The sequence below is a fragment of the Rossellomorea aquimaris genome (genome assembly GCF_003315075.1).
Classification (GTDB): Bacteria; Bacillota; Bacilli; order Bacillales; family Bacillaceae_B; genus Rossellomorea; species Rossellomorea aquimaris_C.
The window spans coordinates 1-24,132 of sequence record NZ_QNRJ01000013.1 but is presented as its reverse complement, the minus strand read 5'-3'; the positions used below and the strand labels follow the sequence as shown (position 1 = coordinate 24,132).

At 42.6% G+C, this 24,132-nt stretch carries 26 protein-coding genes; all 26 read left to right on the top strand.

The window, feature by feature from the left end; all coding sequences use genetic code 11:
* The first annotated feature begins 69 nt into the window (after positions 1-69).
* Positions 70-528 (top strand): type II 3-dehydroquinate dehydratase, encoded by a 459-nt coding sequence (gene aroQ, locus DET59_RS15085; protein ID WP_113970471.1) that lies wholly within the window; start codon positions 70-72, stop codon positions 526-528.
* The gene (locus tag DET59_RS15080) at positions 518-1,582 is read left to right on the top strand and encodes a M24 family metallopeptidase (protein WP_113970470.1); all 1,065 of its coding nucleotides are present in this window, start codon (positions 518-520) and stop codon (positions 1,580-1,582) included. Before aroQ ends, DET59_RS15080 begins: the two co-directional genes overlap by 11 nt.
* Positions 1,583-1,622: 40 nt before the next feature.
* Positions 1,623-2,180, top strand: a complete 558-nt coding sequence (efp, locus tag DET59_RS15075) for an elongation factor P (protein ID WP_113970469.1) — start codon at positions 1,623-1,625, stop codon at positions 2,178-2,180.
* A 201-nt stretch (positions 2,181-2,381) separates the two neighbouring features.
* Positions 2,382-3,305 carry a stage III sporulation protein AA gene (spoIIIAA, locus tag DET59_RS15070; protein WP_113970468.1) on the top strand — a complete coding sequence of 308 codons (924 nt, stop codon included), beginning with the start codon at positions 2,382-2,384 and terminating at the stop codon, positions 3,303-3,305.
* A complete protein-coding gene (gene spoIIIAB / locus DET59_RS15065) occupies positions 3,306-3,821 on the top strand; it encodes a stage III sporulation protein SpoIIIAB (RefSeq protein ID WP_113970467.1) in 516 nt (171 codons plus the stop codon).
* A 75-nt stretch (positions 3,822-3,896) separates the two neighbouring features.
* Positions 3,897-4,103, top strand: a complete 207-nt coding sequence (spoIIIAC, locus tag DET59_RS15060; RefSeq protein ID WP_034758004.1) for a stage III sporulation protein AC — start codon at positions 3,897-3,899, stop codon at positions 4,101-4,103.
* 12 nt (positions 4,104-4,115) lie between these two features.
* On the top strand, positions 4,116-4,508 hold the full coding sequence (gene spoIIIAD, locus DET59_RS15055; RefSeq protein WP_172655798.1) for a stage III sporulation protein AD: 393 nt from the start codon (positions 4,116-4,118) through the stop codon (positions 4,506-4,508).
* Between the two features lie 28 nt (positions 4,509-4,536).
* Positions 4,537-5,733, top strand: coding sequence for a stage III sporulation protein AE (spoIIIAE, locus tag DET59_RS15050; RefSeq protein WP_397540954.1), 1,197 nt, complete (start codon positions 4,537-4,539; stop codon positions 5,731-5,733).
* A gap of 18 nt (positions 5,734-5,751) precedes the next feature.
* Positions 5,752-6,375, top strand: a complete 624-nt coding sequence (spoIIIAF, locus tag DET59_RS15045) for a stage III sporulation protein AF (RefSeq protein WP_113970465.1) — start codon at positions 5,752-5,754, stop codon at positions 6,373-6,375.
* A complete protein-coding gene (gene spoIIIAG / locus DET59_RS15040; protein WP_113970464.1) occupies positions 6,365-7,018 on the top strand; it encodes a stage III sporulation protein AG in 654 nt (217 codons plus the stop codon). The genes spoIIIAF and spoIIIAG overlap by 11 nt, the downstream gene beginning before the upstream one ends.
* 14 nt (positions 7,019-7,032) lie before the next feature.
* On the top strand, positions 7,033-7,581 hold the full coding sequence (locus DET59_RS15035) for a SpoIIIAH-like family protein (RefSeq protein ID WP_044340042.1): 549 nt from the start codon (positions 7,033-7,035) through the stop codon (positions 7,579-7,581).
* 274 nt (positions 7,582-7,855) lie between these two features.
* Positions 7,856-8,362, top strand: coding sequence for an acetyl-CoA carboxylase biotin carboxyl carrier protein (accB, locus tag DET59_RS15030; protein ID WP_113970463.1), 507 nt, complete (start codon positions 7,856-7,858; stop codon positions 8,360-8,362).
* Between the two features lie 15 nt (positions 8,363-8,377).
* Positions 8,378-9,730: an acetyl-CoA carboxylase biotin carboxylase subunit gene (gene accC, locus DET59_RS15025; protein WP_113970462.1), complete on the top strand. Its 1,353-nt coding sequence runs from the start codon at positions 8,378-8,380 to the stop codon at positions 9,728-9,730.
* A 24-nt stretch (positions 9,731-9,754) separates the two neighbouring features.
* Complete coding sequence (locus tag DET59_RS15020; RefSeq protein ID WP_113970461.1) at positions 9,755-10,165, top strand: Asp23/Gls24 family envelope stress response protein; 411 nt, start codon at positions 9,755-9,757, stop codon at positions 10,163-10,165.
* 614 nt (positions 10,166-10,779) lie between these two features.
* A complete protein-coding gene (gene nusB, locus DET59_RS15010; RefSeq protein ID WP_113970459.1) occupies positions 10,780-11,166 on the top strand; it encodes a transcription antitermination factor NusB in 387 nt (128 codons plus the stop codon).
* A 21-nt stretch (positions 11,167-11,187) separates the two neighbouring features.
* A complete protein-coding gene (gene folD / locus DET59_RS15005) occupies positions 11,188-12,054 on the top strand; it encodes a bifunctional methylenetetrahydrofolate dehydrogenase/methenyltetrahydrofolate cyclohydrolase FolD (RefSeq protein WP_113970458.1) in 867 nt (288 codons plus the stop codon).
* Between the two features lie 118 nt (positions 12,055-12,172).
* Positions 12,173-13,540 (top strand): exodeoxyribonuclease VII large subunit, encoded by a 1,368-nt coding sequence (xseA, locus tag DET59_RS15000; protein ID WP_113970457.1) that lies wholly within the window; start codon positions 12,173-12,175, stop codon positions 13,538-13,540.
* A complete protein-coding gene (xseB, locus tag DET59_RS14995; RefSeq protein ID WP_113970456.1) occupies positions 13,527-13,760 on the top strand; it encodes an exodeoxyribonuclease VII small subunit in 234 nt (77 codons plus the stop codon). The genes xseA and xseB overlap by 14 nt, the downstream gene beginning before the upstream one ends.
* A gap of 3 nt (positions 13,761-13,763) precedes the next feature.
* On the top strand, positions 13,764-14,654 hold the full coding sequence (locus tag DET59_RS14990; RefSeq protein ID WP_397540953.1) for a polyprenyl synthetase family protein: 891 nt from the start codon (positions 13,764-13,766) through the stop codon (positions 14,652-14,654).
* Between the two features lie 703 nt (positions 14,655-15,357).
* Positions 15,358-15,990, top strand: a complete 633-nt coding sequence (locus tag DET59_RS14985) for a CNNM metal transporter family protein (RefSeq protein WP_113970455.1) — start codon at positions 15,358-15,360, stop codon at positions 15,988-15,990.
* A 21-nt stretch (positions 15,991-16,011) separates the two neighbouring features.
* Positions 16,012-17,904: a 1-deoxy-D-xylulose-5-phosphate synthase gene (dxs, locus tag DET59_RS14980; protein WP_113970454.1), complete on the top strand. Its 1,893-nt coding sequence runs from the start codon at positions 16,012-16,014 to the stop codon at positions 17,902-17,904.
* 2 nt (positions 17,905-17,906) lie between these two features.
* Complete coding sequence (locus tag DET59_RS14975) at positions 17,907-18,743, top strand: TlyA family RNA methyltransferase (protein ID WP_113970453.1); 837 nt, start codon at positions 17,907-17,909, stop codon at positions 18,741-18,743.
* A gap of 313 nt (positions 18,744-19,056) precedes the next feature.
* Complete coding sequence (gene ahrC / locus DET59_RS14970) at positions 19,057-19,506, top strand: transcriptional regulator AhrC/ArgR (protein ID WP_044340153.1); 450 nt, start codon at positions 19,057-19,059, stop codon at positions 19,504-19,506.
* A 122-nt stretch (positions 19,507-19,628) separates the two neighbouring features.
* On the top strand, positions 19,629-21,338 hold the full coding sequence (gene recN, locus DET59_RS14965) for a DNA repair protein RecN (RefSeq protein ID WP_113970452.1): 1,710 nt from the start codon (positions 19,629-19,631) through the stop codon (positions 21,336-21,338).
* A 126-nt stretch (positions 21,339-21,464) separates the two neighbouring features.
* Positions 21,465-22,754 carry a SpoIVB peptidase gene (gene spoIVB, locus DET59_RS14960; protein ID WP_113970451.1) on the top strand — a complete coding sequence of 430 codons (1,290 nt, stop codon included), beginning with the start codon at positions 21,465-21,467 and terminating at the stop codon, positions 22,752-22,754.
* Between the two features lie 348 nt (positions 22,755-23,102).
* Complete coding sequence (spo0A, locus tag DET59_RS14955; RefSeq protein ID WP_113970450.1) at positions 23,103-23,882, top strand: sporulation transcription factor Spo0A; 780 nt, start codon at positions 23,103-23,105, stop codon at positions 23,880-23,882.
* The last annotated feature ends 250 nt before the right edge of the window (positions 23,883-24,132 follow it).

The following is a 24,132-nucleotide window of genomic DNA, read 5'->3' as shown; positions in this document are numbered from 1 at the left end:
GTAGGTATAGGTATAAGGTTTGTGTTAGAATGTTCATGATGAACATTCTATTTTTTTAGGGGTTTACATATGATAAAAATCTTGCTTTTAAATGGTCCTAACTTAAATAGGCTCGGGAAACGTGAACCCGATATTTATGGACATGTCACCCTGCCACAACTTGAGGGGAAGCTTTCGAAACAAGCAGAAGGTGAAGGATTTCAACTCTTTTCAGCTCAATCGAACCATGAAGGGGAACTGATTGATTACATACACAGAGCAGAGGATGAAGGGTATGGGGGAATCATCCTGAATCCCGGTGCTTTCACTCATTACAGCTATGCGATAAGAGATGCAGTGGCTTCGGTATCAGTACCGGTAGTGGAAGTGCATATATCTAATATCCATGCCCGTGAAGCGTTCAGACATCAATCTGTCGTGGCAGCTGAAACGGTTGGCCAGATCGTCGGTTTTGGACTGTTTGGTTATGAACTGGCTTTACAAGCGATCATAAAGAACATTAAGGGAGTGGAATTGAATGAAGATTGAACGATTAAGAGAGACTTTTTCAGAAAACGAACTTGACGGGATTTTACTTACAAGTACGTACAACCGTCGGTACATGACAAACTTTACGGGCTCATCAGGTGTTGCTCTGATTTCTAAAGAAAAAGCATTATTCATAACAGATTTCCGCTACATCGAGCAAGCAACCGAGCAGGCTGCCGATTTTGAAATCGTCCAGCATACTGGACCCATCCAAGAGGAAGTAGCCAAACAAGTGAAAAACCTGGGGATCAAGAAACTGGGCTTTGAGAAGAACTATATGACATTCAGTGCTTATGACAGCTATCGTGAAGTGCTGGAAGCAGAACTTGTACCGGTATCAGGTCTTGTGGAAAAGTTACGCTTGATTAAGACACCTGAAGAGCTTAAGATAATTAAGGATGCGGCGGATATTGCCGATGCAGCATTCAAGCATATATTAGATTTTATTAAACCGGGTGTGACAGAGTTAGAAGTTTCCAATGAATTAGAGTTCTTCATGAGAAAAGCGGGAGCGACATCTTCATCTTTTGATATCATCGTTGCTTCAGGTAATCGTTCTGCACTTCCTCATGGGGTTGCCAGTGATAAAGTCATTGAAAAAGGTGATTTTGTAACGTTGGATTATGGAGCATACTATAAAGGGTACTGCTCTGATATGACACGTACATTATCTGTAGGAGAACCAAGTGAGAAATTGAAAGAGATCTATGACGTCGTTCTACAATCACAGCTTCTGGCTATGGAAAAAATCAAGCCTGGTATGACAGGTAAAGATGCGGATGCTATTGCACGTGATTACATAACAGAAAAAGGTTATGGAGAGTATTTCGGACATTCTCTGGGACACGGAATCGGCCTTGAAGTCCATGAAGGACCAGGATTGTCTTCCCGTTCCGATGTGGTACTGGAGCCTGGAATGATCGTAACGGTTGAACCGGGGGTCTATGTACCAGGTGTTGGCGGTGTTCGTATTGAAGATGATACACTCATAACAGAAGATTCCAATGAAACACTGACACATTCCACAAAAGATCTAATCATTCTGCCAATGTAGTCCTAAAGACGGGTCTACTAGACAATAGGAGGAAATAAACATGATTTCAGTAAATGATTTTCGTACAGGTTTGACGGTTGAAGTCGATAACGGGATTTGGCGAGTAATTGATTTCCAACACGTTAAACCAGGTAAAGGGGCAGCGTTCGTTCGCTCCAAACTTCGTAACCTGCGCACAGGTGCCATTCAGGAAAAAACGTTCCGTGCAGGGGAAAAAGTGGGAAAAGCCCAAATCGATAACCGTAAAATGCAATATTTGTATGCTAATGGTGACATGCATGTATTCATGGACAATGAGAGCTACGATCAAATCGAACTCCCGGCTGCTTCCATTGAATATGAATTGAAATACCTGAAAGAAAACATGGAAGTGTCCATCATGATGTACGGTGGAGAAACTCTTGGAGTCGAGCTTCCTAACTCAGTTGAATTGAAAGTGACTGAAACAGAACCGGGCATCAAAGGCGATACAGCTTCCGGTGGTTCAAAGCCTGCTACTGTGGAAACAGGATTAGTGGTTAACGTACCGTTCTTCGTCAACGAAGGAGACACATTGATCATTAACACAACGGACGGATCTTACGTATCACGTGGATAATTGAATGTGAAAAGCCTGAGCGAGATTATTCTCGTTCGGGCTTTTTTTTATATTAAATCTCCCAATCCCCACCCCAAATCTTCCAACTCTACTGTCATAATCTCATTCGACTAGAATACATTGTATTATCGGGAAGCATGTACGAAGGTTCATTTCCATGTTCATACATTCCGAAGTGGAACAAGATTAGGAGGTACCTATATGCAAGAAGTTCTAGCCTTACTACCCAGCACTATTTCTGACAATGTCCTGACCCTTCCACAAGATCTTATTGACCGAATTGAAGAAATCAGGGTTCGTACCAACCGTGTGTTGGAGGTCACGGCCAGGGGGAAGCCATATTTTCTTTCCTATACTGTTACCGAGGAAGATAGCGAGCAGCTCATTAACAAACTATCCAGGCATTCATTTTATACATTGGAAGAAGAACTGAAGAGAGGATATATCACGATTGAAGGCGGACATCGAGTCGGTCTTGCCGGCAAGGTCATTCTAGAGGGGGGTGTCGTGAAAGGGATTCGGAATTTGTCTTCCTTTAATATCAGGATTGCGAGACAAAAGCTTGGCATAGCTCAATCAATCTTTCCATATGTTTATGATAGCGGCTGGAAGCATACGATGATTATCGGCTCGCCTCAGACAGGGAAAACGACATTGCTAAGAGATCTTGCACGTATGATTTCGACCGGCGTCGCGGAGAAAAAGATCCCGCCTTTTAAAGTAGGGATTGTCGATGAACGGTCCGAAATTGCCGGCTGTGTAAATGGAATCCCTCAGCTGATGTTCGGACCCAGGGTGGACGTGCTGGATGCATGTCCGAAGGCTGAAGGGATGATGATGCTGATCCGCTCCATGAGTCCCGACGTCCTGATTGTGGATGAGATTGGCCGCGTGGAAGATGGTCAAGCTATCCAGGAAGCCGTTAATGCCGGTATTACCCTTGTGATGACGACTCATGGATCCACATTTGCGGAAGTAGCGAAGAGACCGGTGATCAAGGACATTGTGAATCTTCAAACCATTGAGCGGTTTGTTGAACTAAGGAGAGGGGATGAGCCTGGTAAGGTTCATGAAGTCTGGAATGAACACGGTCAATCTCTTCTGAAAAAAGTGAGTGTGACATAAATGATTAAACTAATCGGTGCTGTTTTCATCCTGCTTTCTACTTCCTGGGCTGGTTTCGAAGCGTCAAAATATTTAACGGAAAGGCCGAGGCAGCTTCGGTTGTTGAAGGTGGCCCTCCAGTCATTGGAAGCAGAAATCACTTACAGCCATACCCCTTTGCATGAAGCAACGAGAAAGATCTCCAAGCAGTTGCAAAAACCTGTTTCATGGTTCTTTGAAACGTTCTCAAAGAAATTAACGGAGCAGGAGATTTCAGTGAAGAAAGCGTGGGAAGAAAGCCTGAATGATATATGGAAATTAACGGCTTTTAAAATAGGTGAATACGAAATCCTGAAACAATTTGGAGAAAACCTGGGCAAACACGACATGATGACCCAGCAGAAACATATACAGTTAGCGTTAAAACATCTGGAAAGAGAAGAGTCAGAGGCGATAGAAAAGCAGAGGAAATATGAAAAGATGACGAAGAGCTTGGGGTTTTTGTCAGGTTTATTATTGATCATTCTATTACTCTAACGATGCTTCATAGGTCAATGCTTTTATACATGCCAATCGCTTGCGAGAAGTTTAGAAACCAGGAGGGAAATGAATATGGGAATTGATGTGGATATTATTTTCAAGATCGCAGGGGTGGGGATTGTAGTGGCCTTTTTGCATACGATTTTAGATCAGGTCGGGAAGAAGGAATATGCACAGTGGGTTACCCTCTTTGGGTTCATCTATATTCTGTTTATGGTAGCCTCGATTGTCGATGATCTGTTCCAGAAGATTAAATCGGTCTTCTTATATCAGGGTTAGGGGGCGTCCGCGATTGAAATCATTCAAATTGTTGGTATAGCACTGGTTGCGACCTTTCTGGCTTTGATCGTGAAAGAGCAGAAACCAAATTTTGCTTTTTTGCTTATTGTGTTTGTAGGATGTTCGATTTTTTTATTTCTGATCGATCAAATTTACTCCATCATTCATATGATTGAGAAGCTTGCTGCGAATGCAAATGTGAATATGGTGTATGTAGAAACCATTCTCAAGATTATCGGCATCGCCTACATAGCGGAATTCGCTTCTCACATTACAAAGGATGCCGGACAGGGAGCACTTGCGGCGAAAGTGGAGCTTGCAGGGAAGATCTTGATATTAGCAATGGCGGTACCTATTCTAACGGTGATTATCGAAACGATTATCAACATGATCCCAACTGGATAAGCGAAACGTTAAGAGGTGGAAAAAATTGTTGCAAATATATCGAATACTCGTCATAGCACTTGTAATCTTTTTCGTAGGAGCCTCCAGTGGACAAGCTGAAGAGGGGAAAGAACAGAATCCGCCCGATTCGACGATTCAACAGCAAATGATCGATCAGCAGTTAGATCAATTAGGAATCGAAGAATTAAAAGGATTCTGGAACAGTATCGTGGATCAATACGGTGGCTATCTTCCTGAAAGTCAAAAGGGCAGTTTGGTTGATTTTATAAAAGGAGAAAAAGAGTTTTCCTTTAAAGCATGGTTTAGTGGAATCTTCAAGTTCGCCTTCCAGGAGCTTGTGATGAATGGGAAGCTATTAGGAACGCTGATTATGCTCACCATTTTCAGTATGTTTCTTCAATCCCTGCAGAATGCATTCGAAGGAGGGAGTGTCAGCAAGGTTGCATACAGCATTGTGTTCATGGTGCTGATCATCATCGCCCTTAATAGTTTTCATGTGGCGATTGATTACACCCGGGATGCCATCTCCACCATGATTCACTTCATCATTGCCCTCATACCTCTGTTGTTAGCCCTTATTGCAGCTTCCGGGGGAATTGTATCTGCCGCATTTTTCCATCCTGTGATTATCTTTTTAATGAACACGAGCGGTTTGTTGATCCAAAATGTCGTGCTTCCCCTGCTGTTTCTGGCCGCGCTATTAAGTATCGTAAGTACCCTTTCCGCTCATTATAAAGTGACGCAGCTGGCACAGTTATTGCGCACATGGAGTATCGGGTTATTAGGAGCCTTCATGACCATTTTTCTTGGTGTCATATCCGTGCAGGGAGCCACGGCAGCGGTGACAGATGGGATTACCATTCGAACAGCGAAATTTGTAACAGGAAATTTTGTACCTGTGGTCGGCAGAATGTTCACGGATGCGACGGACACAGTGATCAGCGCTTCCGTTCTTTTAAAGAATACAGTGGGAATCGCTGGTGTGGCCATTGTTCTGATCATTGCAGCTTTTCCTGCAATCAAGATCCTCATGATTGCGTTTATTTATAAATTAGCAGCGGCTCTCTTGCAACCCCTCGGTGGCGGACCGGTGATAGAATGTCTCGATATCATTGCCAAAAGTGTGATTTATGTCTTTGCGGCCCTTGCCATTGTATCCTTTATGTTCTTTTTGAGTCTTACCGTCATCATTGCAGCAGGAAATATCACGATGATGATGAGATAAAGAGGAAGGAGTATCGTCATGTCATTTCTCACCGATTGGATTACAAATATAATAATCTTTGTTCTCTTAGCCACCGTCATTGACATGCTTCTTCCCAGTTCCAATATGCAAAAATATGCGAAAATCGTGACTGGCTTATTGTTGATCACCATTATCCTTACCCCTTTGTTTAAATTAATGTCAACCGATTTTGATACAGTGATGAAGTCAATTGATATAAATGGAGATTCCCGGAATAATTCAGTAGAAAATTTAATAGAAATGAAGAAAAAAGAAATACAAGCCTCGCAACGTGCATATATTTTAGAACAGATGGCTGTCCAAATGAAACAACAAGCTGAAAAGGAGATGATGGTTGAACACGGTAAGGTCATTGAGAAGGTTGTAGTAAAAGCAGATGATTTGGAGAATGTCCCGGATAGTATCACAGAAGTGACAGTGGTAGTGAAAGACAAACAAGAAAACACTACGATTGAAACCGTTCAAAACGTGGAGATCGATACGGGAGCTGAGCCGAGAAAGAAAACCCCTGAAGAAAGTACGTCCCAAATGGCCTCCTTACTTGCCGAGCAATGGAATCTTACACCAGACAAAATAATCATTACAGTTGAAGGGGGGACTGGGGAAGCCAATGAACTTTAATAAAAGTCCGCTTAACGCATTGAAGGAATGGTTGTCAAAAGAAAATTCCAATTCACCGCCAAAGGATAAAAAAGGGAATAAGTTTCAATACTTTCTCATTGTGCTGTTAGTAGGTGTCGCCTTTATGCTGATCAGTGATCTTTGGAGCAGGGATAGCAGCTTGGAGGTCTCGAAATCAGTAGACGAAGGAGTACCTGAAGAGGTCGCGACATTCGGCTCCGGCCATAAGGAATCGGACGGCTCCATGAGAGGGTACGAAGATCAATACGAAAACCAATTGAAAGAAGCACTTGATCAAATTGTCGGGGTCAGCGAAGTGCATGTTGTGGTCAATGTAGAGGCAACCGAGTCAAAAGTATATGAAAAGAATGAATCCACACAGTCACAAACAACCTCAGAAGAAGATAAACAAGGTGGAAAACGATCGATAGAGGATAAATCGCGAGATGAAGAAATGGTCATCGTCAGGGATGGAGAGAAAGAAGTTCCCATCGTGAAAGAAACTAAAAAACCTAAAGTCAGCGGTGTCCTTGTTGTAGCAAAAGGGGCCGATAATATACAAATCAAAAAATGGATCATAGAAGCTGTTACCCGCGGATTAGACGTACCAAGTCACAGGGTATCGGTTCTGCCCAAAAAATAAGGGGGAAATGATAGATGTTACTTAAAAAACAAACGGTTTGGTTATTAACGATGTTAAGTCTTGTGATCGTGCTTTCAGTGTATTACATTACTTCTCCTACACAGCAAGTGACAGATATGGCATATGAAGAAAAGGACGGAAAAGAGCAAGCGAAAGAAGATGGGAAGGAAACCATGTCTGACATGGAAGTCGTGACAGACGCAGCTGGAAATGAAATGTTCGAAGCTTTAAGAATTGAAGTATTGGATCAACGCGAACAGCTTCGCGAAGAACTGGAAGCGAAAGTGGCGAACGCTGATGTATCAGCAGAGGAAAAAAGCGCTGCTTATGAAGAAATGGAGAACTTAAGAGAGTTGGCCATGACAGAATCAGTATTGGAAACCATGATTAAAACAATGGGTTATGAAGATGCGTTAGTCAGAGCTAACGGTGAAAATATCCGCATTACAGTGAAATCCGACAAAGAGCACTCAACCGCCGATGCGAATGAAATCATCCGCCTCGTGATGAGTGAAGTCGGGCAGATGAAACCGGTAGCAGTAGAATTCCAGCCAACAAATTAACGTGTACACCAGTGCCGCCGAAGGGGAACCTTCAGGCGGCCATTTTTTGTTTGAAAAAAGGTAATGCATTGATCTGCATCACACCTAAACTTCCTCAGAAATCAAAAAAATTCTTCTATTATTTTATTTTTTTCCAAAAAAGGTCTAGAATAGAGAATAGGGTTGTATGCGCTTTACAGAATGGTAGGAATCGCATATTGAATTTATACGAGGTATTATCGTATGATATTAGTAGCTAGTCATAATTTTTTAAACTATAAGAGGGGTGTCAACCGTGTTAAAAATTCAAGAAATTCGTGAAATAATCAAACTCGTAGATCATTCTAGTGTTGATGAGTTTACATACGAGCATGATGGTTCGAAAATTAAACTTAAAAAGAATAATGGTGTATCAGTTTCCGGGCAACCACAAGTCGTTCAGGCAGTAGAGGAAGTAAAACCTGCAGCTCAAGCAGTACAACAGGCTCCAGCGCCTGTACAGGAAGCAGCTCCTTCCGTAAATACAGAAGAAAAAGCAGCTCCAAAAGCAGAAGATTCAAACTTACATAAAATCACGTCTCCTATGGTAGGGACGTTCTATCAATCTTCTTCCCCGGAATCAGGTCCATACGTAAAAGTTGGAGATAAAGTCGATGAAAGCTCTGTCGTATGCATCGTAGAAGCGATGAAATTATTTAATGAGATCGAAGCGGAAGTAAAAGGTGAAATTACTGAAATCTTAGTAAAAGACGGTCAATTGGTTGAATATGGACAGCCGTTATTCTTGGTCAAACCTGAATAAGGAGCGAAAATAGATATGATAAAAAAAGTATTAATCGCCAATCGAGGAGAAATTGCGGTACGTATTATCCGTGCATGCCGAGATTTAGGCATCGAAAGTGTAGCCGTATATTCTGAAGCAGATAAAGAAGCACTCCATGTTCAATTAGCGGATGAAGCTTATTGCATCGGACCGACTGCATCGAAAGACAGCTACCTGAATTTCACAAACATCATTAGCGTGGCAAAATTGACAGACTGTGATGCCATTCACCCGGGTTACGGATTTTTAGCCGAGAACTCTGATTTTGCAGACCTGTGCCGCGATTGTAACATCATCTTCATTGGTCCTTCACCAGAAGCGATCTCGAAGATGGGTACGAAAGATGTGGCTCGTGAAACCATGAGAGAAGCAGGCGTTCCCATCGTGCCAGGCTCAAAAGGTATCGTGAAGGACGCAGAAGATGCTGTACAGCTTGCAGAATCCATGGGGTATCCTGTCATTATCAAAGCCACAGCCGGTGGTGGAGGAAAAGGGATCCGTGTTGCGAAAAGTGAGGAAGAGCTTGTTAAAGGGGTAACGATCACTCAGCAAGAAGCCATGACTGCATTCGGTAACCCTGGTGTTTACATTGAAAAATACATTGAAGACTTCAGGCATGTGGAAATCCAGGTGCTGGCTGATAATTTCGGGAACGTGATCCATCTTGGGGAACGTGACTGTACGATTCAGCGCCGTCTTCAAAAACTGATCGAGGAAACGCCATCACCCGCTTTAACAGAAGAAATTCGTGTTAAAATGGGGGAAGCAGCAGTAAAAGCAGCCCAAGCGGTTGATTATACTGGTGCCGGCACGGTAGAATTTATATATGACTACGTAAATCAATCATTCTACTTTATGGAAATGAATACCCGTATTCAGGTAGAGCACCCTGTAACAGAACAGGTAACAGGAGTCGATTTGATTAAAGAACAAATTCTCGTAGCGTCAGGAGAAAAACTTTCTCTTACACAGGAAGAAGTAACGTTCACTGGTTGGGCCATTGAATGTCGTATCAATGCAGAGAATCCTGAGAAGAATTTCATGCCTTCAGCGGGGCGCATTGAAATGTATCTTCCACCAGGCGGCATAGGCGTAAGAATCGATTCAGCCGCATATCCTGGTTATATGATCCCTCCATACTACGATAGTATGATTGCCAAAGTCATCACCTATGGAGCGACTCGTGAAGAAGCGATCTCGAGAATGAAACGTGCCTTGAGTGAATTTGTGGTTGAGGGAGTACACACAACGATCCCGTTCCATTTGAAACTATTAGATCATGAAACCTTTGTTGGTGGGGAATTTAATACGAAATTCTTAGAGAAGTACGAAGTAATGAAATCCTAGTGTGAATTCAGGAGGTGCCTTAAAATGGCGGAAAATCAAAACCTTTTACAAATGTCTCACGGTAAAGACGGCCTTGGGAAGATTGAAATCGCACCTGAAGTGATTGAAGTGATTGCAGGAATCGCTGCTTCAGAAGTAGAAGGCGTATCACAAATGCGTGGTAACTTCGCAACAGGTGTGGTCGAGCGTCTCGGAAAGAAAAACCACGGTAAAGGTGTCAAAGTGGAGCTTGCAGAGGAAGGAATCATCGTGGATGTATACTGCATCATGAAATTCGGTGTAGCCATCCCGACAGTGGCTCAAAAGATCCAGGATAACATTCGTCAAGCCCTGCTTAACATGACTGCATTAGAAGCAGATGAAGTAAATGTTCATATCGTAGGCATTCAATTTGAGAATCAGAAATTTGAAGCTGAAATTGAAGACGAAATGTAAGAGAGGGACGGTCCTTTAGGGGGCCGTTCTTTTTTTGTGGGTTTGTGTCATAATTGGTGTTTTTTGTAAAGTGGCTGGATTATTGCGTGAATTGGCCGGATTCTTCTAATGAGGTGGCCGCACTCCAGCCTCCGCTTTTCTACTGGTCCAGCTCCGGGGCTTAGAGGCTCGAGGTCATAAGTCAAACCAGCCAAAAAGGCAAAAAGCGCCTTTCTGGCTGGTTCGCCATATGCTTGTTGCCTCTTTCAAAGCCCCTCCGCTTTTCTACTTGTCCAGCTCCGCCTCCTTGTCCCTCGAGGTCACATTGGAGAAATTACATAAGGCAAAAAGCGCCTTTTGTAATTTCTCCAATGTGCTTGTCGTGCCAACCCAGTCGGCTCCGCTTTTCTTGTTGTCCAGCTCCGGCGGGTAGTCCCTCGAGGTCATTTCTGAAAAATCCCCAAAGGCAAAGAACGCCTTCAGGGATTTCCCAGAAATGCTTGTCGGGCCTGACCAACCCGCCTCCGCTTTTCTTGTCAGAATATTGATTTTTTTACATAGACGTGCGTATTACCCTTAGTTTGTGCTATTATCAAAGGTATGAAAATTGATGGAGTAAAAGGAGTAAATATAAGATGAAGAGAAGAGTTGCTCGTGAAAAGGCCTTACAAGCGTTATTTCAAATAGATATGAGTGGGATTGAGCCGGATGTTGCGTTAACCAATGTGCTGGAGGAAGATCAAGAGATGGATGCCTATCTTCAACAGCTTGTTCTCGGGTTCATCGAGAATCAGGAACGTATCGATGGACACATTCGTGAAAACCTGGAGAAATGGTCCTTTGACCGCCTGGCAAAGGTAGATCGTAACATCTTGCGTTTAGGGGTGTATGAACTGCTGTTTGTAGAAGACGTCCCTAATAATGTAGTCATTAACGAAGCAGTTGAAATTGCAAAGATCTTTGGAGATGATCAATCAAGCAAGTTTATCAATGGTGTTCTTTCAAAGGTAAGTCAATCTTAACAATGTTAGGGGTCGAGTGGAATGTCAGCTTCTATAATTGATGGCAAACTCATTGCAGGTCATTATCGTGAACGATTAAACAGTCAGATCGAGGAGCTTAAGGAAAAGGATGTCATTCCAGGCTTGGCTGTCATCCTGGTAGGAGATAACCATGCTTCTCATTCATATGTCAAAATGAAGAGAAAAGCGTGCAGTAATCTGGGCATTCATTCAGAGCTTTATCAATATGAATCCAGTTTAACTCAAGATGAACTGCTGAATAAAATTGAAGAGTTAAATGAACAGAGCCATATTCATGGCATTCTTGTTCAACTGCCTCTCCCTGAGCATATTAATCCAATAACCGTGATTGAAACGATTTCCCCATCAAAAGATGTGGACGGATTTCATCCCGTTTCCATTGGGAAAATGGTGACCAATCAAGATACCTTCTATTCTTGTACGCCACTTGGAATCATGAAGATGCTTGAATATGAAAACATTTCAGTAGAAGGTAAACACGTCGTGATTTTAGGAAGAAGTAACATTGTCGGCAAACCGGCAGGTCACTTATTCCTCAATCGTAATGCGACGGTTACGTATTGCCATTCGAAAACGAAGAATATGTCTTTCTATACAAAGCAGGCAGATATTATCGTATCTGCGGTAGGGAAAGCCAATCTAATCGGCGCAGAGGATATTAAACCGGGAGCCGTAGTCATCGACGTCGGAATGAATCGTGATGAAAACGGTGCACTTTGTGGGGATGTGAATTTTTCAGAAGTGAAGGAAAAAGCCGGAAAAATCACACCTGTTCCTGGTGGTGTCGGCCCTATGACGATTACGATGCTACTGTATAATACAGTGAAATCTGCCGAATGGGCTCTTGCCAATCGCCAAAACGGTTGAAAAATAGTACACTATAGGTAACATAAAACGGAAAGGGACAGCTCATCGCTGGTCCCTTTCCGTATTCCTACATACAAAAGCCTTCACAAATTGCAGGAAACAAAGGAGTCACTTGAGCATGGAACTCGATCAATCACGTTATTTAACGGTACAAGCTCTGACAAAATACATAAAGCGTAAATTCGATAGAGATCCCCACCTGTCCAATCTATTCGTACGGGGGGAAATTTCTAATTTCAAAAGACATTCAAGCGGCCATATGTACTTTACCTTGAAAGACGAAAAAGCCCGTATCTTGTCTGTCATGTTTTCAAGTAATAATCAATCCATGAAATTCAGACCTGAAAATGGAATGAATGTGTTGATTCGGGGAGACGTCTCTGTTTATGAATCAGGTGGGCAATATCAGATCTATGTAAAAGAAATGCAGCCTGATGGAATCGGTGAGCTGTATTTGGCTTATGAGCAGTTGAAAGAGAAGCTTGAGAAAGCAGGCTATTTCGATCAAGGCCGGAAGCGTGTGGTTCCTAAGTTTCCGAAACGAATCGCCGTTGTGACATCTCCAACAGGTGCTGCAATCAGAGATATCATTACAACCATCAAAAGAAGATATCCAATTGGAGAAATCCTTATTTTCCCTGCCTTGGTTCAAGGGGAACAAGCCGCAGGATCGATTGCCGGGGCAATGAAAAAGGTAAATGATCTGGGGGATATAGATGTATTGATTATCGGCCGTGGCGGTGGTTCGATTGAAGAGTTGTGGGCGTTTAACGAAGAGATCGTGGCCAAAGCCATCGTTGAGTCAAAAGTTCCCGTCATTTCTGCTGTCGGACATGAGACAGACTTTACGATTGCCGACTTTGTAGCCGACTTAAGAGCACCTACACCAACAGCAGCGGGGGAATTAGCGGTTCCACATGTGGATGATTTGCTGGAAAGAATCATGAATCGTAAATTACGACTGATCAAATCGTTCAAGGCAAAGCTTCAAAGTGAGCGCAGCCGCTTAAATAGTTTAATGAAATCCTACGCTTTAAGAAACCCGCGTAATCTATATCAACAGAAAATTGAAACCGTCGACCGGCTGACCGACCAGCTGCAAAAAAATATAAGCCTTCATGTGAGGCAAAATCACGATCAATTAACCCGTCTTCACTCACGACTTCAACGTGTACATCCTTCACAACTCATCACCATTCAACACGAGAGAGTCTTATTTATGAAGACGCGGGTAGAAAAGCAATTTAAACAGGTGCTGAAAGAAAAGAATAATCGTTTCGGTTCTTCCCTGTCTACCTTGCATGCCCTGAGTCCTTTAAAGGTCATGGACAGGGGATACAGCCTGGTTTATCAGGAGGAAGGTACATTGATCAAATCATCCAAGCAGGTCAAAGCTGGTGACCATCTGGAGATAAATGTCAGGGATGGTAAAATACATTGCGAAGTTGAATCCGTTGAGGAGCGTGAAAATAATGGCGAAGTCTAAAGAAGAACTATCATTTGAAACAGCTATGGAACAATTGGAAGAGATTGTGGAGAAACTGGAAGAGGGAGAAGTTCCATTGGAGAAAGCGTTAGAGTTCTATCAAAAAGGAATGGATCTTTCGAAATACTGTCATGATACGTTGCAAAAAGCAGAAAACCAATTAACAAAGATGATGACAGATGAAGGGGAAAAAGCCTTCGACCTGGATGAGGGGGAATAAAGGGTGAATCCTCACGTTGATCTGAAAGAATTTCAACAACAGCATGGAGAATTGATTACCAATCATATGGTCGAGACAATAGAAAGCCTTGCTATGCCCCCGAACTTGAAGGGAGCTATGATCTATTCATTGCAAGCAGGAGGAAAGAGGATTCGTCCCATCCTCCTTTTAGCAACGATTAAAGCCTTTAACAAGGACCCTTTACTCGGGTTAAACACTGCGTCTGCCCTCGAAATGATTCATACCTATTCCTTGATTCATGACGACCTTCCTGCCATGGATGATGACGATTTGAGAAGAGGGAAGCCGACCAATCATAAAATGTTTGGGGAAGCGATGGCGATTTTGGCCGGTGACGGTTTACTGACCTATAGTTTTCAACTGATTGCAGAGGACAATGACCTTACAAGTGACATGAAGATAAGCCTCATCGGTCTTTTAGCGAAGTGCGCAGGACCTCAAGGCATGGTTGGCGGACAAGTTGCGGATATCGAAGGGGAAAATAAGCAGCTATCAGTGAAAGAACTTGAAGGCATCCATGAGCATAAAACAGGTAAGTTATTGATATTTAGTGTGCTGGCAGGCGGGATTGTTTCTGAGGCGTCGGAGGAAGAGCTGGAATTACTTGAAAGATTTGCTTATCATATTGGACTCTCCTTTCAAATCCAGGATGACATCCTGGATATTGAAGGATCGGAAGAAATGATTGGAAAGCCTGTAGGGAGCGACGAATCAAAACTTAAGAGTACCTATCCAAGCCTCCTGACGATGGCAGGAGCTAAGGAAAAGCTTCACTTCCACTTGAACGAAGCGTTAGCATCACTGAAACAAATGCCTATTGATACCCGACTTCTTACCGAAATTGCCCAATTGATCGTTGCCCGGAATCATTAAAACCATTCTATGTTTGAGCATATTATTTAACATATGTTATAATGTGAGTAGAATAAATTTTGGGGTGGTGCAGTATTCTAGTCAGTCCACCAATCCTGAAGGTGGGCCTAAAAATCCACTAAAGGGCACATCGATGAAGTTCCTGGAATTGGCTTGAGGCGCCCAGCCTTGGGTCATATCTGGGAGTAAGGCTTGAGGGCGATCCACAATGGCATGTGGGCGTTGACCCGCGAGCCGCGGAGGCTTTGTTTCTTATGCTGGCATTAAGCATATGCAATAAGAACAAAGTATGAACCTGCGATGTGATGATTCACTAGCAGCGTAGCCTGCCTTGAGTGAAGAGTGAGGGGATTATGGTTACAAGGTACACATCAGTTGGCCATTGATATGTGCTTTTTCGCCCATATGAAATCCTCTTTGCAAAAGAGGCTAAGGATTGCGTTAAGGACTGTTGAGGAAAACTCCTAGACTGTTCATATTCGGACATATAAAGAGGATTATAGTGCGGACTAAGTGGTAATCCAGTCTAGCTTGTGGTGACGCAGCTAAGTCGGGTTTAATGGGAAACCGCCGGTATGGCAACATCCGGTATCTGATTGGGAAAACCTACTGGACCTAAGCTGCAATTTTTACTCTTTATATGACCCCCCAATTACATATAAACAAACTATTTACACAGTAGAAACGGTGTGTTTAAACGATAATGAATGAAACAATGAAAAACTCAATAAAGTGGAGTGTCAGCATTGCCGTTATCACATTTGTGTTAGCGGCTATTTTTTCAGTTACATCCAATATGGTGTTAAATGGAGTCGCATGGTATACAGGGCTGGTTGTTGTACTCATCATCGTCTTTATCGGAATCTTCTTTGATATGCTGGGGATTGCTGCAACCGCTGCTGATGAAACCCCTTTTCATGCCATGGCGGCCAAAAAAGTGTACGGTGCACGTTATTCAATCAAAATCGTCCGGAACGCAGACCGTTTCGCAAGCTTCTGTAACGACGTAATCGGTGATATTTCAGGGATTATAAGTGGTACTGCATCAGCGATTGTCATTATACAATTAGCCGTATCCTTTCAGCTTGAAGGCGGCTCATTGAGAGAGTATATTGTAAGCGTAACACTGACAAGTATCATAGCTTCCTTGACCGTTGGAGGCAAAGCGCTTGGAAAAACGTTTGCTATCACCTATTCTAAGGATATAATATTTAGAGTTGGTAAAGTTCTACAATTTTTTGAAGATCGATTTCACATCGTAGTGATTAAAGATAAAAAAGACAAAAAAGATAAAAACAAGAAAAAACGTTACAAGCGTGCGAAACAAAATATTTAGTGATGAAAGTGAGTGGACCCCATGGATTTATTATCAATAAAGGAGCCTTCTTTTCTTAAAAATATGTCGAATGAACAATTAGAAGAGCTCAGTCAAGAGATTCGCCATTTCTTAATAAAGAATCTATCTAAGACTGGCGGTCATATTGGTCCAAACTTAGGGGTGGTCGAATTAACAGTTGCCCTTCATAAGCATTTCTCAAGTCCAAAAGATAAAATCCTTTGGGATGTTGGTCATCAGTCGTATGTACATAAGATCTTGACTGGCCGTGCGTGTCAGTTTGATACGTTGCGACAATATAAAGGGTTATGTGGTTTCCCTAAACGCAATGAAAGCGATCATGATGTATGGGAAACGGGGCATAGCTCTACTTCACTATCCGCTGCCATGGGTATGGCAATCGCAAGGGATGTCAAAAAAGAAGATTCGTTCATCATCCCAGTGATCGGAGATGGTGCCTTAACGGGGGGAATGGCACTCGAGGCACTTAACCACATTGGTCATGAAAAGAAAGATATGATCGTCGTCTTAAATGATAATGAAATGTCCATTGCCCCAAATGTTGGAGCCCTTCACAGTGTTCTTGGTCGATTGCGCACTGCCGGGAAGTACAACTGGGTGAAGGATGAAATGGAATATATCCTTAAACGGATCCCTGCTGTCGGTGGCAAATTAGCAAGTACGGCTGAGCGGGTGAAAGATAGCTTAAAGTATTTATTTGTTTCAGGTATGTTCTTTGAAGAATTAGGATTTACCTATCTTGGGCCAATCGATGGCCATGATTATCATGATCTATCTGAAAACATCCAGTATGCGAAGAAAACAAAAGGTCCTGTCCTATTACACGTCATAACGAAAAAAGGAAAAGGGTTTCATCCAGCTGAATCAGATAAGCAGGGCACATGGCATGGGACGGGTCCATACAAGATTGACACAGGAGACCTGATTAAACCTATAAATGCACCACCTTCCTGGAGTGGGCTTGTAAGTGAGACCGTCAGAAAGATTGCCCGTGAGGATGAACGAATTGTCGCCATCACTCCAGCCATGCCGGTAGGGTCCAAGCTGCTTGGATTTGCTGAAGAATTCCCCGATCGAATGTTTGATGTAGGGATTGCTGAGCAGCATGCCACCACGGTTGCAGCGGGTCTTGCTACTCAGGATATGAAGCCATTCCTGGCCATTTATTCAACATTCCTGCAAAGAGCGTATGACCAAGTGGTTCACGATATTTGCCGACAAAACTTAAATGTCTTCATCGGGATTGACCGTGCCGGATTAGTCGGTGCCGATGGTGAAACGCATCAAGGGGTATTTGATATTGCCTTTTTAAGGCATTTACCGAATATGGTGATCATGATGCCGAAGGACGAAAATGAAGGTCAACACCTTGTTAATACGGCTCTTCAGTATAATGATGGTCCAATTGCGTTACGCTATCCCCGTGGAAACGGATATGGAGTGCCTATGGATTCAGAGCTGAAAACTATTCCAATCGGAACGTGGGAAGTATTGAAGCAAGGTACAGATGCTGCCATTTTGACATTTGGTACCACGATCCCAATGGCGATGGAAGCGGCTGATGAGCTTGAGAAGCAAGGTCTTTCCGTTCGGGTCGTGAATGCGAGATTCATTAAACCAATGGACGAAACGATGCTAAAGAGTATCCTTGGAGAAGAAATGCCTATTTTAACGATAGAAGAGGCGGTTCTTCAAGGAGGATTCGGAAGTGGTGTTCTTGAGTTCGCGCAAGAACAGGGTTACCATAACGCCGTGATTGACCGCATAGGGATTCCTGATTACTTCATCGAGCATGGAAGCGTGAAGGAATTGCTGAACGAAATCGGCATGACCAAAGAAAATGTCGTAGACCGTATTTTAACGATCACACCAAAAAAACAAAAAAGGGCTTAATGATGAAAGTAAAAAAACAACGTGTAGACGTACTTCTTGTAGAACGAGGATTAATTGAAACGAGAGAAAAAGCGAAAAGGGCTGTCATGGCGGGACTTGTCTATTCCAATGAAATGAGATTGGACAAGGCCGGGGAAAAAGTAAGTGAAGATATTCCCCTTACGATAAAGGGGAAAGTGATCCCCTATGTGAGCCGTGGCGGCTTGAAGCTTGAGAAAGCTCTGCAGGTCTTTGATGTGGATGTGGCCGATAAAGTGATGATTGATATCGGGGCATCCACTGGAGGGTTTACGGATTGTGCACTGCAAAACGGGGCTAAGATGTCCTATGCCCTTGATGTAGGATACAACCAACTAGCCTGGAAGCTTAGGCAGGATGAGCGGGTCGTGGTAATGGAAAGGACCAATTTCCGTTATGTTACCCCGGCTGATTTGCAAAGAGAAATGCCAAGCTTTGCATCCATCGATGTATCCTTTATTTCCCTTTCCCTGATATTGCCTGTCCTGAAAACCCTATTGGTGCCTGGTGGGGACTGTGTCGCTTTAATCAAGCCACAGTTTGAAGCAGGGAAGGACCAGGTTGGGAAGAAGGGGATTGTGAGAGATCCTGCCGTGCACAAAATGGTCATCGAGAAAATCATGACGTTATCGATTAAAGAAGGCTACCATATCGCCGGCTTATCCTATTCTCCTATCACAGGTGGAGATGGGAATATTGAATTTCTCATTCATCTGAAATGGTCGGGGCAAGAGGGTGAAGGAGAATCGCTTCTCACCACCACACCCGATGAAGTGATTGAGGAAGCGCATCATCAATTAAAGGCGAAAACGCAGCAGTAAAATAGGGCCACTCTTCTTCGGAGGGTGGCTTTTTGACGTCTGTATTGAACTAACCCTTATGCTTGTCGGGCCTCCCCAAGCCGCCTCCGCTTTTCATTGTCCAGCTCCAGGGGCTTGGGGCTCGAGGTCATAAGTCAAGCAACCCAAAAAGGCAAAGAGCGCCTTTCCGGATTACTCGACTTATGCTTGTCGCCCCAGAACGAGCCCCTTCCGCTTTTCTTTTTTATTGTACTCTGATACAAAATAGGCTAACATAAGCGTAGAGGTATATTTATACAGGTTTTAATCAAATGTAAGAGGTGTATGTTCTATGATGAACAAAGGGCAAAGACATATAAAAATCAGAGAAATCATTACGAATAGAGATGTGGAAACACAGGATGAGCTGGTGGAAAGTCTTAAGAATGCTGGCTTTAATGTGACCCAGGCTACCGTATCGAGGGATATTAAAGAATTGCATTTGGTTAAAGTACCGTTGATGGATGGCAGATACAAATATAGTTTGCCTGCTGATCAGCGCTTTAATCCTCTGCAAAAACTTAAGCGTACCCTGACTGATGCGTTTGTTAAGGTGGACCAGGCAGGGCATATGCTGGTCATGAAGACCCTACCTGGTAATGCCAATGCTATCGGTGCTTTAATTGATAACTTGGACTGGGAAGAGATTCTGGGGACGATTTGTGGGGATGACACATGTTTGATCATCTGCCGCACTGAAGAAGAGACAAAGATTGTTTCAGAACGTTTTTTAGATATGCTATAAAGGGTAGGATCAATTCTAAATTAATGTGCTGTGTATTTGCAGCCCTTCATACAAAATCCAATAGGAAGCTTTTCTTTTAAATTGTTTGAGGGAAAAGTTCCTTTTTATTTGAGGTGAATGTTTTGCTACAAGAACTATCAATCAAAAATTTCGCCATAATTGAATCCCTCTCTCTTTCCTTTGAAGAAGGCCTTACCGTTCTATCGGGTGAGACTGGAGCTGGGAAGTCGATTATCATAGATGCCATTCACTTATTGGTTGGTGGAAGAGGATCCTCGGAATACGTTCGGCATGGGGAGAAAAAGGCTGAAATTGAAGGGTTATTTATTCTTGATAATGAAACGCATCCTTGCATTGGGAAAGCGGCGAGCTTCGGGATAGAGATCGAAGAAGGCATGATCATCCTCAGAAGAGATATCTCGAGTACAGGAAAAAGTGTTTGCAGGATCAATGGTAAGCTCGTGACGATTGCGATCATGAGGGAAATCGGTGCTTCACTTATTGATATTCATGGACAACACGAGCATCAAGAGCTGATGAATGAAAGTCTTCATCTTTCCTTATTGGATCAATTCGGTGGGGATGAGATTGCTTCTGGTCTCGCGAGTTACGGAGAAGTATACAGAGAGTACCTTTCCATTTATAAGCAGCTAAACAGGCTTAATGAGAACGAGCAGGAGATGGCGCATCGATTGGATCTCATTCAGTTTCAGCTGAAAGAAATTCATGATGCGGATCTGCAATTAAACGAAGATGATGAGCTTATGGAAGAGAAACGGAAGCTTATGAACTTTGAAAAGCTTTTTGAAGCGCTGCAGACTTCGTATGACAGCATTCAAGGCGAGAGAAAAGGGCTGGACTGGACAGGCCTTGCCATGAGTCACCTCGAGACAGCGGCAGAAGTGGATTCACAATATGACAAGACTCTGGAATCTGTTTCGAATGCTTTTTATATGCTTGAAGATGCTGCTCAACAAGTAAGAGGAGAGTTAGATCAACTTGAATTTGAACCGAACCGTTTGGATCTTATCGAAACGAGACTGAACGAGATTAACGGTTTAAAGAGAAAGTATGGATCCTCTGTAGAAGAAATTCTTGCATATAGTTCAAAGATTGAAGAAGAAATTGAAACCATCGTGAACAAAGATTCTCATGTCGAACATTTACAAAGTAAATTACAATCACTTGAGAAAGACTTATCATTAGAGGCGAGAAATCTGTCGCAATCGAGAAAACAGTGGGCGAAGAAATTAACCACAAGTATTCATGAGCAGTTAAAGCAACTGTACATGGATAAAACGAAATTTGACGTTCGTTTTGTGAAAAGTGGGGAAAATGAATCGTTTTCCTTCCATCATTTTAAAAAGGATGGTTGGGATACAGTGGAGTTTTACATATCCACCAATCCGGGTGAGCCTTTAAAGCCGCTGTCCAAAGTGGCTTCAGGTGGAGAACTCTCCCGCATTATGTTAGCTTTGAAGACGATCTTTTCCAAGCACCAGGGAATCACCTCCATCATTTTTGATGAGGTGGATACGGGAGTGAGTGGAAGAGTGGCTCAAGCGATCGCTGAAAAAATTTATCAAGTGGCCATTCATTCCCAGGTGATGTGTATATCTCACTTGCCGCAAGTAGCTGCCATGGCGGATTGTCATTTGTTTATTTCGAAAAAACTTTCAGGTGGCAGAACGAGCACAATGGTTAAACGTCTTCAAGAGAAGGAAAAGATCAAAGAAATCTCCAGAATGATTTCAGGAGTGGAAATTACAGATTTAACATTGGAACATGCAAAGGAATTGTTGCAGTTAGCAGGTTCCATTAAAGAAACATGAAAAGCTATCCAATTCGGGTAGCTTTTTTTTCATGATTACCAGTTATAAATGTGGCTTTTAAAGGCAAAATTAAGACTGTAGCCAATAGTTAGTGTGTGTGGATTAGAAGCGAGGAGAGTGAATATATTGAGTTTAGATTGGTTAAGAAAATGTATAGGTGGAATTCTCCTTGTTTCGCTTTGTCTTATTGGTTTTTACAAACCGGTTCAACAATTTATCAATACTCCGAACTCTGTAAGGGTAATGGAAGGGGATCAAGTTGCTCTCCCTAAGGCTGCATCCGTTACGACGATGGGTTCGTCTGATAATCAACATGTTCAATTGAAAGAAGGGGAAGGTCAGCTCTCAATCCAAGGAAGTTCTGTAGGCAAGGATGAAGTGGTATTTGAGTTAGCTGGATTACCCATTAAAAAAGTAGATGTAGAAGTACTGAAAGATTTCAAGGTGATCCCGGGTGGTCAATCCATCGGGGTGAAATTAAATACAGTCGGGGTGTTAGTCGTAGGTCATCATCTGGTTGAAACAGATGCAGGTAAGATGTCTCCCGGCGAAAAAGCCGGAATTCAGGTAGGGGATATGATTACAGAAATAAACGGAACGAAAATTGAAGAACTTGCGGATGTTGCTCCTTTTGTTCAGAAAGCAGGAGAAGAATCCCGATCTTTAGACGTTGTGATCAAGCGTGAACAGAAGACCGTAAAAACTCAATTGCTCCCGTTAAAAGAAAAAGGAGAAAAGAACTATAAATTAGGGTTATATATTCGTGATTCTGCAGCTGGAATCGGTACGATGACGTTCTTTGACCCGAAGTCCAAGAAGTATGGGGCGCTTGGCCATGTCATTTCTGATATGGATACAAAAAAACCGATTGTCGTTGAAAACGGAGAGATCGTTCATTCAGAAGTAACGTCCATTCAAAAAGGGACCGATGGAAAACCAGGTGAAAAATTAGCCCGTTTTTCTTCTGATCGGAACGTCATTGGAAACATTACCAGGAACAGTCCATTCGGGATTTTTGGTGAATTAAATCAATCCATCGATAACGATCTAATGGATAAACCAATGCCCATCGCTCTCTCTCATCAAGTGAAAGAAGGACCTGCCCAGATATTGACTGTGGTAGATGGAAAAGATGTGGAAATGTACGATATTGAAATTGTCAGCACCATTCCACAGAAATATCCGGCAACAAAAGGAATGGTTTTGAAAGTAACAGATCCGAAGCTATTGGATAAAACCGGTGGAATTGTCCAAGGCATGAGTGGAAGTCCCATTATTCAAAACGGTAAAGTCATCGGAGCCGTCACGCATGTGTTTGTAAATGATCCTACAAGCGGCTATGGCGTTCACATTGAATGGATGCTGAGTGAAGCGGGAATCGATATTTACAAGAAAGATCATGACCGAGCAAGCTAAAAGTGGAAAACCCTTACTAAAGTCCCGATCGTGGGTGCTTATAAGGGTTCTTTTTTATCCTGACAATTGGATTTGTGAAATCAACCTGATTCAAGAAACAGGACATTAGAAAAGAACGAAGGTTTGCCAAAAGCACGGTAAGATTGTTAAAATAAAGATTATTCGACAAACCGTTGAGTAAATATCGAATAGGGTCGAAATATAAAGAAATCTTTAGAAAATCAAAGAAAATATAATATTTTTTAAGTTTTTTTCAAAAATAAAAGGAATTTAGGTTGCATTGTCGAAAAAGTAATTTAGAATAAAATTACAGAGAAGAATTAATTAGGATTGAGGAGGAAACCTGTAGTGAAATCGATTAAAGTATGTGTTGTGGATGATAACCGTGAACTTACGTCATTATTGGAAGACTACATTGCTTCACAAAATGATATGGAAGTAGTAGGAATTGCTCATAATGGCCAAGATTGTTTAGATTTGTTAGAAGAAGTGGAGCCTGATGTCCTGGTATTGGATATTATTATGCCTCATTTGGACGGGCTTGCTGTGCTCGAACGACTTCGTGAAAAGAAGAGCATTCCTAATGTCATCATGCTGACAGCTTTCGGTCAAGAAGACGTTACGAAGAAAGCCGTCGACCTTGGAGCTTCTTACTTTATCCTGAAGCCATTCGATATGGAAAATCTAGTGAGTCACATTAGACAAGTAAGCGGTAAATCAAACTCAATCATCAAAAAACCTTCCTCATCCAGAATGCATACAGAACAGAAACCAAGAAATTTAGATGCGAGTATTACAAGCATCATCCACGAAATTGGCGTTCCGGCACATATTAAAGGTTACTTATATTTAAGAGAAGCGATTTCTATGGTTTATAACGATATCGAATTACTTGGTTCAATTACAAAAGTACTTTACCCTGATATTGCCAAAAAATATAACACTACAGCATCAAGAGTAGAAAGGGCCATCCGTCATGCAATTGAAGTGGCTTGGAGCAGAGGGAATATCGATTCCATTTCTTCTCTTTTCGGATATACAGTAAGTATGTCGAAAGCAAAGCCGACAAACTCAGAGTTCATCGCGATGGTTGCTGATAAGCTTCGTTTAGAGCACATGGCTTCATGAAAGAGTAAGGACTAGAGCCATCATATTTTCAACCCAATAGTATGATTGTAAAACCCTATGAGCCCAGATGGTTTCGTGGGGTTTTTTGGTTTATCCTTCTCAGTAGCAACCGCCTCTTTTTCAGGATGTTTTTATAGGCTCTTTTCGTATAGTTCGTTGCTATTGTAGAGGAGAAAGTAATAGTTGATTTCCGCTCCAGGATGCTCGCTTTCCGCGGGGCTGGCGGTGAGCCTCCTCGGCTGCGCCTCCG

What these genes read in the sequence shown, in the direction of transcription:
- aroQ (WP_113970471.1), top strand. Translation starts at nt 70, where the DNA reads ATGATAAAAATCTTGCTTTTAAATGGTCCTAACTTAAATAGGCTCGGG.
- DET59_RS15080 (WP_113970470.1), top strand. Translation starts at nt 518, where the DNA reads ATGAAGATTGAACGATTAAGAGAGACTTTTTCAGAAAACGAACTTGAC.
- efp (WP_113970469.1), top strand. Translation starts at nt 1,623, where the DNA reads ATGATTTCAGTAAATGATTTTCGTACAGGTTTGACGGTTGAAGTCGAT.
- spoIIIAA (WP_113970468.1), top strand. Translation starts at nt 2,382, where the DNA reads ATGCAAGAAGTTCTAGCCTTACTACCCAGCACTATTTCTGACAATGTC.
- spoIIIAB (WP_113970467.1), top strand. Translation starts at nt 3,306, where the DNA reads ATGATTAAACTAATCGGTGCTGTTTTCATCCTGCTTTCTACTTCCTGG.
- spoIIIAC (WP_034758004.1), top strand. Translation starts at nt 3,897, where the DNA reads ATGGGAATTGATGTGGATATTATTTTCAAGATCGCAGGGGTGGGGATT.
- spoIIIAF (WP_113970465.1), top strand. Translation starts at nt 5,752, where the DNA reads ATGTCATTTCTCACCGATTGGATTACAAATATAATAATCTTTGTTCTC.
- spoIIIAG (WP_113970464.1), top strand. Translation starts at nt 6,365, where the DNA reads ATGAACTTTAATAAAAGTCCGCTTAACGCATTGAAGGAATGGTTGTCA.
- DET59_RS15035 (WP_044340042.1), top strand. Translation starts at nt 7,033, where the DNA reads ATGTTACTTAAAAAACAAACGGTTTGGTTATTAACGATGTTAAGTCTT.
- accC (WP_113970462.1), top strand. Translation starts at nt 8,378, where the DNA reads ATGATAAAAAAAGTATTAATCGCCAATCGAGGAGAAATTGCGGTACGT.
- DET59_RS15020 (WP_113970461.1), top strand. Translation starts at nt 9,755, where the DNA reads ATGGCGGAAAATCAAAACCTTTTACAAATGTCTCACGGTAAAGACGGC.
- nusB (WP_113970459.1), top strand. Translation starts at nt 10,780, where the DNA reads ATGAAGAGAAGAGTTGCTCGTGAAAAGGCCTTACAAGCGTTATTTCAA.
- folD (WP_113970458.1), top strand. Translation starts at nt 11,188, where the DNA reads ATGTCAGCTTCTATAATTGATGGCAAACTCATTGCAGGTCATTATCGT.
- xseA (WP_113970457.1), top strand. Translation starts at nt 12,173, where the DNA reads ATGGAACTCGATCAATCACGTTATTTAACGGTACAAGCTCTGACAAAA.
- xseB (WP_113970456.1), top strand. Translation starts at nt 13,527, where the DNA reads ATGGCGAAGTCTAAAGAAGAACTATCATTTGAAACAGCTATGGAACAA.
- DET59_RS14985 (WP_113970455.1), top strand. Translation starts at nt 15,358, where the DNA reads ATGAATGAAACAATGAAAAACTCAATAAAGTGGAGTGTCAGCATTGCC.
- dxs (WP_113970454.1), top strand. Translation starts at nt 16,012, where the DNA reads ATGGATTTATTATCAATAAAGGAGCCTTCTTTTCTTAAAAATATGTCG.
- DET59_RS14975 (WP_113970453.1), top strand. Translation starts at nt 17,907, where the DNA reads ATGAAAGTAAAAAAACAACGTGTAGACGTACTTCTTGTAGAACGAGGA.
- ahrC (WP_044340153.1), top strand. Translation starts at nt 19,057, where the DNA reads ATGAACAAAGGGCAAAGACATATAAAAATCAGAGAAATCATTACGAAT.